The following is an 11,600-nucleotide window of genomic DNA, read 5'->3' as shown; positions in this document are numbered from 1 at the left end:
GTGGACCACTCCGACCGGCCAAGATCTCCGGCGTGGGGTGGGACGGTCCGGACAACGACGCACAGTGGCAGGCCCTCGGACTCGGAGCCGACGAACTCCGGGTGTACGAGGCCCTGCTGAACGTTCCCGCGCCTGCCTCACGGTCGGCCCTGGCCCGGTCCGTCGGCCTGTCGGTGCGCCGGGCCACCGCCTCGCTGGACCGGCTCGACGAGCGCGGCTTCACCCAGCCCGTCCGGGAGGGCGGGCTGCCGAGCGCCGTCCCGCCCGCCACCGCACTGCGCAGCCTGATCCACCTCCACCAGGCGCAACTGCTGCACAGGTCGGCCGAGCTGGAGGAGCTGACGGGTTCCGTGGACCGGCTGGCGGCCGGGCTCCTGAACACCGCGCACGCGACCCGCGCGATCGGCATCGAGACGATCCGCGGCAGCGCGGCCATCGCCGAGCGCGTCGCCGCGCTGCTGGTCTCCGCGACCGAGGACGTGGCGCTCCTGGACCGGCCGCCCTACGCGGCGAGCGAGCCGGACGGCATGCCCGCCCCGCTCGACGTGACCGATCCGGTGCGGCGCGGGGCGCGGGTGCGGGTGGTGGTGGACCGGGAAGGGCTGAGCTTCCACGGCCGCGCCCGGGGCCTGGTCGACCTGTCCGCGCAGGGTGTGCAGATCCGGGTGGGCACCCAGCTGCCGACGAAGCTGATCACCGTCGACCGGCGGGTGACACTGCTCCCGCCGACCGACGCGGCGGACCCGACGGCGACCGCCCTGGTGGTGAGCGACTCCCTGCTCAGCCATGCTTTGGTGCCGCTCTTCGACGCGGTGTGGGGGCGTGCCGTGCCCATCGGGTCGGTCACGGACGAGGAGATCACCGAGGAGGACCGGGAGTTGCTGACACTTCTCACGTCCGGCCTCAAGGACGAGGCGATCGCCCGCCGCCTGGACGTCCACGTGCACACGGTGCGCCGGCGCATCACCCGGCTGATGGTGGTGCTGAACGCGGAGACCAGGTTCCAGGCGGGGGTTCAAGCGGCACTGCGCGGCTGGCTGACGATCGACTAGGGCCTGTCCGCACCGGGCACATGCGGAAGGCCCGAGCCCCCAAGGGGACTCGGGCCTTCGTCATCCGGCAGCGTCCGTCACGCCGCCACCGGAACCTCCACCGCGGCCGGAGCCAGCGCCAGTTCGAGCACCTGACGCACGTCCGTCACCGGGTGCACGTCCAGCTTCTCCAGGACCTCGGCGGGGACGTCGTCCAGGTCCGCCTCGTTCCGCTTCGGGATGACGACCGTGGTGATGCCGGCCCGGTGCGCGGCGAGCAGCTTCTGCTTGACGCCACCGATCGGCAGCACGCGCCCGGTCAGCGACACCTCACCGGTCATCGCCACGTCCGTACGGACCTGGCGCCCGCTGAGCAGCGACGCGAGAGCGGTCGTCATGGTGACACCCGCGCTCGGGCCGTCCTTCGGCACCGCGCCCGCCGGGAAGTGGATGTGCACGCCCCGGTCCTTCAGGTCGGCGACGGGCAGCTCCAGTTCGGCGCCGTGCGAGCGCAGGAAGGAGAGCGCGATCTGCGCCGACTCCTTCATCACGTCACCGAGCTGACCGGTCAGGGTCAGGCCGGCCGCGCCGGTCTCCGGGTCGGCGAGGGACGCCTCCACGTAGAGGACGTCGCCGCCCGCTCCGGTGACCGCCAGTCCGGTGGCCACGCCCGGCACCGCCGTGCGCCGCTCGGCCGGGTCCTGCGCCGCCTCGGGCACGTGATGCGGGCGCCCGATGAGGCTCCGCAGGTCGGTGTCCTCGACGGTGAACGGCAGCTCGCGCTCGCCCAGTTCGTGCTGGGCCGCGACCTTCCTCAGCAGCCGTGCGACGGACCGCTCCAGGTTGCGCACGCCGGCTTCCCGCGTGTACTCCCCCGCGAGCTTGCGCAGCGCGCTCTCGCCGAGCGTGACCTCGCCCTTGTCCAGGCCGGCCCGCTCCAGCTGGCGCGGGAGCAGGTGGTCACGGGCGATGACGACCTTCTCGTCCTCGGTGTAGCCGTCGAGGCGGACGAGCTCCATACGGTCGAGCAGGGCCTCCGGGATGGCTTCCAGGACGTTCGCCGTCGCGAGGAACACGACGTCGCTGAGGTCGAGTTCGACCTCCAGGTAGTGGTCGCGGAAGGTGTGGTTCTGCGCCGGGTCGAGCACTTCGAGCAGGGCGGCCGCCGGGTCGCCCCGGAAGTCGGACCCCACCTTGTCGATCTCGTCGAGCAGCACGACCGGGTTCATCGACCCGGCCTCCTTGATCGCGCGCACGATCCGGCCCGGCAGGGCACCCACGTACGTACGCCGGTGTCCGCGGATCTCCGCCTCGTCCCGTACGCCGCCGAGGGCGACGCGGACGAACTTGCGGCCCATGGCGTGCGCCACGGACTCGCCGAGCGAGGTCTTGCCGACGCCGGGCGGGCCGACGAGCGCGAGCACCGCGCCGCCCCTGCGTCCGCCGACGACGCCGAGCCCGCGCTCGGAACGCCGCTTGCGCACGGCGAGGTACTCGGTGATGCGCTCCTTCACGTCCTCCAGGCCGGAGTGCTCGGCGTCGAGGACGCGCTGGGCGCCCTGGATGTCGTACGCGGAAGCGCTGTCATCGGTTCGCTCGTTCCACGGCAGTTCGAGGACGGTGTCGAGCCAGGTGCGGATCCACGAGCCCTCGGGGGACTGGTCGCTGGACCGCTCCAGCTTCTCGACCTCCTTGAGCGCGGCCTCACGGACCTTCTCGGGAAGGTCGGCGGCCTCGACCCGCGTGCGGTAGTCGTCGGACTCCTCGCCCTCCGACTCGCCGTTCAGCTCGCGCAGCTCCTTGCGTACGGCGTCCAGCTGGCGCCGCAGCAGGAATTCGCGCTGCTGCTTGTCGACGCCTTCCTGCACGTCCTTGGCGATGGACTCGGCCACGTCCTGCTCGGCGAGGTGCTCGCGCAGCTGCTCGGTGGCCAGCTTGAGCCGGGCGACCGGGTCGGCCGTCTCCAGGAGCTCCACCTTCTGCGAGGTGCTCAGGAAGGGCGAGTAGCCGGAGTTGTCGGCGAGCGCGGAGACGTCGTCGATCTGCTGGACGCGGTCCACGACCTGCCAGGCGCCACGCTTCTTCAGCCAGTTCGTGGCGAGTGCCTTGTATTCGGTGACCAGCTCGGTCACGGAGCCGGGCAGCGGCTCCGGCACGGTCTCCTCGACCGCGAGGCCCTCCACCCACAGGGCGGCGCCGGGGCCGGTCGTGCCCGCGCCGATCCGCACGCGGCTGCGGCCGCGGATCAGGGCGCCGGGGTCGCCGTCGGCGAGCCGGCCCACCTGCTCGACGGTGCCGAGCACGCCGGTGTTCGCGTACGTGCCGTCGATCCGGGGAACAAGAAGCACCTTCGGCTTGCTGCCGCCCACGGATCCGCTGGAACGGGCCGCTGCCTGGGCGGCCTCCACCGCGGCGCGTACGTCGTTGTCGTTGAGGTCCAGGGGCACCACCATTCCGGGCAGCACGACCTCGTCGTCGAGCGGCAGCACGGGCAGGGTGAGCGGTGTGGACGTCGATGCCATGATCTCCCCTTAAGCAGTCAAGTTGAGCTATGGAGACTCAATGCACGTGAGCCCCTGAATGTTCCCCCGGCACTGTTCGCTCTCGGCGATCAGTGGGCGGGCAGGGGAAAGCCGCAGCTCAGAAGGGGTTTGTGACGCGTACGACAAAGGGCCGGCCGAGGGACGGGAGGACGCGTCAGACTGCGGACGCTCCCGGCACGCCGCGCCACCGGCGCACCAGCGGCCAGGTCCCGACGCCGATGGCCAGCGCCATGAGGTGACCCCAGCTCGTCATCGGGTCCGCGAACACGACGAGGTCCTCGACCAGCATTCCGCCGACGACGACGAGCACGGCCCAGCGCAGCCAGGGCGTGAGGAGACCGGCGAGCGCGCCGATGCTCGCGGCCACGCCGAAGCTGATCCCGTAGTCGAGGCGGTGCAGCGAGCTCTCGGGCAGATGCCCGGCCATCACGGAGAGCCCGACGGGGACCTCGGTGGCGAGCGTCGCCACGGTGTGACCGAGGACGAAGACACCGGCGGTGCACCACCCGCCGATCCGGCGCTCCAGGGCCGTGAGGACGACCAGGAAGGCGACCGCGAACGGGGACGTGATCCCGCCGTCGATCCACAGCGCACTGGCGACCAGCACGAACACAGGGGTGTGCGCGAGGTGCGCCACGTCGGTGCTGGAACCCCGCAGCGCGGACGCGACGACGCCGGGATCGGCGAACAGCGCGAAGAGGGACGTGCCGACGAGCACGGCGGCGTAGGCGAAGGTGAACGGCGCCCCCGTGGGCGTCGGCAGCAGCCGCCAGGGGCGCATCCGGCGCCTGGGTCCGGCGGTCTCGGGCGGGGTGCGCTCGCCGGTAGAGGATCCGGGAGCGGCTGGTGCCCCGCCACAGGCCGCCGGCTGGGCCGGGACGGCATCGAGCAGGGGCCGCGAAGCCTCGAGCAGGGCCCCCGAAGAAAGCGCCCCCGGAGAAACGGTCCTCGAGGAAACAGCCTTCGAAGAGACGTCCGCCTCGTCGGCCTCGACCGTCACGCCACGCTCCACCTGCGGCATCCTTTCCCTTCCGGTCCGCCCCAGCCTTCGCCTCCTGTACCCGCGCTGTCCATGACCGACGCCACGTGCGGCATGATCCACAGGACCTGCACAGGAGCGCCCCCAACTCCCTTTCCAGGGACGGCCAGGCGTCGCGCAGGTTGCGGCAGGATGGACACCATGTCCACCTCGTACCCCGTCCCGTACGACACCGACCACACCGCCCCCGTCGTCCTCGACCGGCGCGAAGGGCCGTTCGGAGAGGTCGTACTGCGGCGCCACGGCGCGCTGCTCCAGATCATCGCCAACGGCTGCTTCCTGATGGACACGTCCGACGGCCGCTCCGAGCGCCTCCTGGTCGACGCGGCGCTGGACGCTCTCGACGACCGCCCGGCGCCCGGAATTCTCATCGGCGGGCTCGGTGTCGGATTCTCCCTCACACACGCGGCTGCCAATTCCCGCTGGGGCCGCATCGCCGTCGTCGAGCGCGAGCCGGCGATCGTCGACTGGCATCGCGAGGGCCCGCTGTCCGAACTGTCACGGTCCGCGCTGGCCGATCCGCGCACGGAGATTGTGGAGGCGGACCTTGTCTCGTACGTCCGGGAATCGACCGAGACGTACGACGCACTGTGCCTCGATATCGACAACGGACCCGACTGGACGGTGACGGAGGGTAATGACAGTCTCTACTCACCGGTAGGTATCGCGGCCTGCCTGGCGCGGCTCGCGCCTGGCGGCGTGCTCGCCGTGTGGTCCGCACAGCCCTCCGCAAATTTTGAAGGAACCTTGCGGAATGCCGGATTCCGGTCGGTCCGCACCGAAGAGATCCCGGTTGTCCGGGGCGTTCCGGACGTCGTACATCTCGGGGTCAGGCCTGCGTAGCCGACTCGCGGTAACTCCCCGTACGCTGACTGCCGAAACCCAGATCATTCAAGCGTCAAGCGCACACGGATGTGCGCATTCAGGGGCGGGGCGATGGAGCAGACACACACCTCCCACAACGGCAGCACGGCGACGCCGGGTGCCCAGCGACGGGTCCTCGTGGTCGAGGACGACCCCACGATCGTCGATGCCATCGCCGCGCGGCTGCGTGCCGAGGGATTCCTCGTGCAAACGGCACAGGACGGTCCGGCGGCGGTCGACACGGCCGAGGCATGGCAGCCGGACCTGCTGATCCTCGACATCATGCTGCCCGGCTTCGACGGGCTCGAGGTCTGCCGCCGTGTGCAGGCGCAGCGGCCGGTGCCGGTGATGATGCTCACGGCGCGCGACGACGAGACGGACATGCTCGTCGGGCTCGGCGTGGGTGCCGACGACTACATGACGAAGCCCTTCTCGATGCGGGAGCTCGCGGCGCGCGTGCACGTCCTGCTGCGGAGGGTCGAGCGCGCGGCGCTCGCGGCGGCCACGCCCAGGAGCGGCATCCTGCGGCTCGGCGAGCTGGAGATCGACCACGCGCAGCGCCGGGTACGGGTGCGCTCCGAGGACGTCCATCTGACGCCCACGGAGTTCGACCTCCTGGTCTGCCTGGCCAACACGCCCCGCGCCGTCCTCTCGCGTGAGCAGCTGCTCGCCGAGGTGTGGGACTGGGCGGACGCGTCGGGCACCCGGACCGTCGACAGCCACATCAAGGCGCTGCGCCGGAAGATCGGCGCCGAGCGGATCCGCACCGTCCACGGTGTGGGCTACGCGCTGGAGACGCCGACGCCATGAGCGGCAGCGGCGGCGCATCCGACGTACGGGACGCGGACGGGTACGAGCCGGGGCCGCCGGGCCTGCCGCCCGGCACTCCCCCGGCCGCCCGGCCCCTCGCGGGCCACTGGGTGCAGAGCGGTCTGCGGCCGTTCTCCATCAAGACCAAGCTCGGCACGCTGGTCGTCGTCTCGGTGTTCATCACGACCGGACTGCTGATGGTCGCCGTCCGCACCCAGACCGAGCTCCGCTTCATCACGGTCTTCTCGGTCATCGCGACGCTCCTCATCACCCAGTTCGTGGCGCACTCGCTGACCGCGCCGCTCGACGAGATGAACACGGTCGCCCGCTCCATCTCGCACGGTGACTACACGCGCCGGGTCCGCGGCGCCGACCGGCGCGACGAGCTGGGCGACCTGGCCGCGACCATCAACCGCATGGCCGACGACCTGGAGGCCCAGGACCAGCAGCGCAAGGAGCTCGTGGCGAACGTCTCGCACGAGCTGCGCACGCCGATCGCGGGTCTGCGCGCCGTCCTGGAGAACGTCGTGGACGGGGTCTCGGCCGCCGACCCCGAGACCATGCGCACCGCCCTGAAACAGACCGAGCGCCTGGGCCGGCTGGTCGAGACACTGCTCGACCTCTCGCGGCTCGACAACGGCGTGGTCCCGCTCAAGGCGCGCCGCTTCGAGGTGTGGCCCTATCTGTCGGGCGTCCTGAAGGAGGCCAACATGGTCGCCTCGCAGCGCGCCGGCATCGCCTCGGGCTCCGGCACCCACACGCGTACGGACGTGCATCTGCACCTGGACGTGTCCCCGCCCGAGCTGACCGCGCACGCGGACCCCGAGCGGATCCACCAGGTGGTGGCCAATCTCATCGACAACGCCGTGAAACACAGCCCACCGCACGGCCGCGTGACCGTGCTCGCGCGGCGCGGCCTCTATCCGGAGTCGCTCGATCTGGAGGTCCTCGACGAGGGCCCCGGCATCCCCCGCTCCGAGTGGCACCGCGTCTTCGAGCGCTTCAACCGGGGCGGCCATGTGAAGGGCGCCGCGCACGGCCCCGGCAGCGACGGCGGCACCGGTCTCGGCCTCGCCATCGCCCGGTGGGCCGTGGACCTGCACGGGGGCCGGATCGGTGTGGCCGAATCGGCTCGCGGCTGCCGGATCCAGGTCACTCTTCCGGGCCTGCCCCGCGCTCAGAGTTGACGTAGGGTTCGAACCGGAAGCACAAGATCGCCGTGCCATTCGTCACGGGGTGCGGGCCCAGGGGCCGCACTCGTACAAGGACGTACCCAAGGTGAACCGGAACCCCGCTTGTTTCCCGCCATTTCCAGCGCCGAAACACGGCTTCCGGTGTGACTTACGCGACGGATGACCGGCCCGGTCTGCAAGTCCCGGTGTTGGAGGCGTAGCCTTTATTCCCGCTGTCCATCACCTTGTGAGAAGCGGAAGAGGGCGGTTACCGCCGTGTCGCCACAGTCCCCCAGTAACTCGAGCACCTCGACCGACCAAGAGGGGCAGGGCAAGAGCCCTGCTGCCGCTTTCGGTCCCAATGAGTGGCTCGTCGACGAGATCTATCAGCAGTACCTCCAGGACCCGAATTCGGTTGACCGAGCCTGGTGGGACTTCTTCGCCGACTACAAGCCGGGTGCCCCGGCCCAGCCGACGACCGGAGCCCCCGCACAGGGTTCCGGTCCCGGCACCGCCGGTACCGCAGCCGCGGGGGCTGCGGGCACTGCCGCGGCGCCCGCCGCTCCGGCAGCCCCGGCTCCGGCCGCGGCTCCGGCTCCGGCTCCGGCCAAGGCGGCTCCGGCCGCCCCGGTGGCCAAGCCCGCCGCAGCGGCGCCCGCGAAGCCGGCCGCCGCTGCCGTGAAGGCCCCGGCTCCCGCCAAGGCGCAGCCCGCGACCGAGGCCGCCGGCGGCCCCGAGTTCGTGACGCTGCGCGGCCCGAGCGCCGCCGTCGCGAAGAACATGAACGCCTCCATCGAGGTCCCCACGGCCACGTCCGTGCGCGCGGTCCCGGTGAAGCTGCTGTTCGACAACCGCATCGTCATCAACAACCACCTGAAGCGTGCCCGGGGCGGGAAGATCTCCTTCACCCACCTCATCGGCTACGCGATGGTGCAGGCCATCAAGGCCATGCCGTCGATGAACTACTCCTTCGCGGAGAAGGACGGCAAGCCGACGCTGGTCAAGCCGGAGCACGTGAACTTCGGCCTCGCCATCGACCTGGTGAAGCCCAACGGCGACCGCCAGCTGGTCGTCGCGGGCATCAAGAAGGCCGAGACGCTGAACTTCTTCGAGTTCTGGCAGGCCTACGAGGACATCGTCCGCCGCGCCCGCGACGGCAAGCTCGGCATGGACGACTTCACCGGTGTCACGGTCTCGCTGACCAACCCCGGCGGCCTCGGCACCGTCCACTCCGTGCCGCGCCTGATGCCCGGACAGTCGGTCATCATGGGCGTCGGCTCGATGGACTACCCCGCGGAGTTCCAGGGCACGTCCCAGGACACCCTGAACAAGCTCGGCATCTCGAAGGTCATGACGCTCACGTCGACCTACGACCACCGGGTCATCCAGGGCGCCGCCTCCGGCGAGTTCCTGCGGATCGTCGCGAACCTCCTCCTCGGCGAGGGCGAGTTCTACGACGAGATCTTCAAGGCGCTGCGCATCCCCTACGAGCCGGTCCGCTGGTTCAAGGACATCGACGCCTCGCACGACGACGACGTCACGAAGGCCGCCCGCGTCTTCGAGCTGATCCACTCCTTCCGGGTCCGCGGCCACGTCATGGCCGACACCGACCCGCTGGAGTACCGCCAGCGCAAGCACCCCGACCTGGACATCGCCGAGCACGGCCTCACCCTGTGGGACCTGGAGCGCGAGTTCGCGGTCGGCGGCTTCGCCGGCAAGTCGATGATGAAGCTGCGCGACATCCTCGGTGTCCTGCGTGACTCGTACTGCCGCACCACCGGCATCGAGTACATGCACATCCAGGACCCGAAGCAGCGCAAGTGGCTCCAGGACCGCGTCGAGCGCCCGCACACCAAGCCGGAGCGCGAGGAGCAGCTGCGCATCCTGCGCCGGCTGAACGCGGCCGAGGCGTTCGAGACGTTCCTGCAGACGAAGTACGTCGGCCAGAAGCGCTTCTCCCTGGAGGGCGGCGAGTCCGTCATCCCGCTGCTCGACGCGGTCATCGACTCCGCCGCCGAGTCGCGCCTGGACGAGGTCGTCATCGGCATGGCCCACCGCGGCCGTCTGAACGTCCTGGCGAACATCGTCGGCAAGTCGTACGCGCAGATCTTCCGCGAGTTCGAGGGCAACCTCGACCCGAAGTCGATGCACGGCTCCGGCGACGTGAAGTACCACCTGGGCGCCCAGGGCACCTTCACCGGCCTGGACGGCGAGCAGATCAAGGTCTCGCTGGCCGCGAACCCGTCCCACCTGGAGACGGTCGACCCGGTCATCGAGGGCATCGTCCGCGCCAAGCAGGACATCATCAACAAGGGCGGCACGGACTTCACGGTCCTGCCGGTCGCCCTGCACGGTGACGCGGCCTTCGCGGGCCAGGGTGTGGTCGCCGAGACGCTCAACATGTCGCAGCTGCGCGGCTACCGCACGGGCGGCACGGTCCACATCGTCATCAACAACCAGGTCGGCTTCACCGCCGCCCCGGAGTCGTCGCGCTCCTCCATGTACGCCACGGACGTGGCCCGCATGATCGAGGCGCCGATCTTCCACGTGAACGGCGACGACCCCGAGGCCGTCGTCCGCGTTGCCCGACTGGCCTTCGAGTTCCGCCAGGCGTTCAACAAGGACGTCGTCATCGACCTGATCTGCTACCGCCGCCGCGGGCACAACGAGTCGGACAACCCGGCGTTCACGCAGCCGCTGATGTACGACCTGATCGACAAGAAGCGCTCGGTGCGCAAGCTCTACACCGAGTCCCTCATCGGCCGTGGCGACATCACGCTCGAAGAGGCCGAGCAGGCGCTGCAGGACTTCCAGGGCCAGCTGGAGAAGGTGTTCGCCGAGGTCCGCGAGGCCACGGCGCACCCGGTGTCGGCCCCCTCGGCCGACCCGCAGGCCGAGTTCCCGGTCGCCGTCAGCACCGCGATCTCCCAGGAGACCGTGAAGCGGATCGCCGAGTCGCAGGTCAACATCCCCGACCGCGTCACCGTCCACCCGCGTCTGCTGCCGCAGCTGCAGCGCCGCGCGGCGATGATCGAGGACGGCACGATCGACTGGGGCATGGGCGAGACGCTCGCCATCGGCTCCCTGCTCCTCGAGGGCACCCCGGTGCGCCTCTCGGGCCAGGACTCGCGCCGCGGCACGTTCGGCCAGCGTCACGCGGTCCTGATCGACCGTGAGACGGGCGAGGACTTCACCCCGCTGCTGTACCTCTCGGACGACCAGGCGCGTTACAACGTCTACGACTCCCTGCTCTCCGAGTACGCGGTCATGGGCTTCGAGTACGGCTACTCGCTGGCCCGTCCCGAGTCGCTCGTGATGTGGGAGGCGCAGTTCGGCGACTTCGTCAACGGCGCGCAGACGGTGGTGGACGAGTACATCTCGGCCGCCGAGCAGAAGTGGGGCCAGACCTCCGGCGTCACGCTGCTCCTGCCGCACGGCTACGAGGGCCAGGGCCCGGACCACTCGTCCGCCCGCCCGGAGCGCTTCCTCCAGCTGTGCGCGCAGAACAACATGACGGTCGCCATGCCGACGCTCCCGTCGAACTACTTCCACCTCCTGCGGTGGCAGGTGCACAACCCGCACCACAAGCCGCTGGTGGTCTTCACGCCGAAGTCGATGCTGCGCCTCAAGGCCGCCGCGTCGAAGGCGGAGGAGTTCACGACGGGCGGCTTCCGTCCCGTCATCGGCGACAGCTCGGTGGACCCGGCCGCGGTCCGCAAGGTCGTCTTCTGCGCGGGCAAGGTCTACTACGACCTTGAGAACGAGCGCCAGAAGCGCGGCGTGACGGACACGGCGATCATCCGCATCGAGCGCCTGTACCCGCTGCCGGGTGCCGAGCTCCAGGCGGAGATCTCCAAGTACCCGAACGCGGAGAAGTACCTGTGGGCGCAGGAGGAGCCGGCGAACCAGGGCGCATGGCCCTTCATCGCCCTCAACCTGATCGACCACCTGGACCTGGCGGTCGGCGCCGACGTCCCGCACGGTGAGCGCCTGCGCCGCATCTCGCGGCCGCACAGCTCGTCGCCGGCGGTCGGCTCGGCGAAGCGTCACCAGGCGGAGCAGGAGCAGCTGGTGCGCGAGGTCTTCGAGGCCTGAGCAGCCTGACCTCGTACGTACGATTGTGGGGCCCGGAACGTTGTTC

7 protein-coding genes are annotated in these 11,600 nt (G+C 70.5%); 5 read left to right on the top strand and 2 right to left on the bottom strand.

Features of this window, described 5'->3' with window-relative positions; all coding sequences use genetic code 11:
- Positions 1-32 precede the first annotated feature (32 nt).
- On the top strand, positions 33-1,052 hold the full coding sequence (locus LGI35_RS29195; RefSeq protein ID WP_227297193.1) for a helix-turn-helix transcriptional regulator: 1,020 nt from the start codon (positions 33-35) through the stop codon (positions 1,050-1,052).
- Positions 1,053-1,129: 77 nt separating this feature from the next.
- Here the strand turns inward: LGI35_RS29195 and lon are convergent, their stop codons facing one another.
- Both lon and LGI35_RS29185 read right to left on the bottom strand, forming a co-directional pair.
- Positions 1,130-3,553: an endopeptidase La gene (lon, locus tag LGI35_RS29190; protein WP_227297192.1), complete on the bottom strand. Its 2,424-nt coding sequence runs from the start codon at positions 3,551-3,553 to the stop codon at positions 1,130-1,132.
- Positions 3,554-3,728: 175 nt separating this feature from the next.
- A complete protein-coding gene (locus LGI35_RS29185; protein ID WP_376568858.1) occupies positions 3,729-4,355 on the bottom strand; it encodes a rhomboid-like protein in 627 nt (208 codons plus the stop codon).
- Between the two features lie 399 nt (positions 4,356-4,754).
- On the opposite strand from LGI35_RS29185, the gene LGI35_RS29180 reads away from it, so the two are divergent.
- From LGI35_RS29180 to LGI35_RS29165, 4 genes are all read left to right on the top strand, one after another.
- Positions 4,755-5,456: a spermidine synthase family protein gene (locus tag LGI35_RS29180; protein ID WP_227297191.1), complete on the top strand. Its 702-nt coding sequence runs from the start codon at positions 4,755-4,757 to the stop codon at positions 5,454-5,456.
- 93 nt (positions 5,457-5,549) lie between these two features.
- Positions 5,550-6,287, top strand: a complete 738-nt coding sequence (locus LGI35_RS29175; RefSeq protein ID WP_116510033.1) for a response regulator transcription factor — start codon at positions 5,550-5,552, stop codon at positions 6,285-6,287.
- Positions 6,284-7,474, top strand: coding sequence for a HAMP domain-containing sensor histidine kinase (locus LGI35_RS29170; protein WP_227297190.1), 1,191 nt, complete (start codon positions 6,284-6,286; stop codon positions 7,472-7,474). Before LGI35_RS29175 ends, LGI35_RS29170 begins: the two co-directional genes overlap by 4 nt.
- Positions 7,475-7,735: 261 nt before the next feature.
- A complete protein-coding gene (locus LGI35_RS29165; RefSeq protein WP_227297189.1) occupies positions 7,736-11,554 on the top strand; it encodes a multifunctional oxoglutarate decarboxylase/oxoglutarate dehydrogenase thiamine pyrophosphate-binding subunit/dihydrolipoyllysine-residue succinyltransferase subunit in 3,819 nt (1,272 codons plus the stop codon).
- The last annotated feature ends 46 nt before the right edge of the window (positions 11,555-11,600 follow it).

The organism is Streptomyces longhuiensis (assembly GCF_020616555.1).
In the GTDB taxonomy this organism is placed as follows: Bacteria; Actinomycetota; Actinomycetes; order Streptomycetales; family Streptomycetaceae; genus Streptomyces; species Streptomyces longhuiensis.
This window is presented reverse-complemented; position numbering and strand designations above follow the sequence as displayed.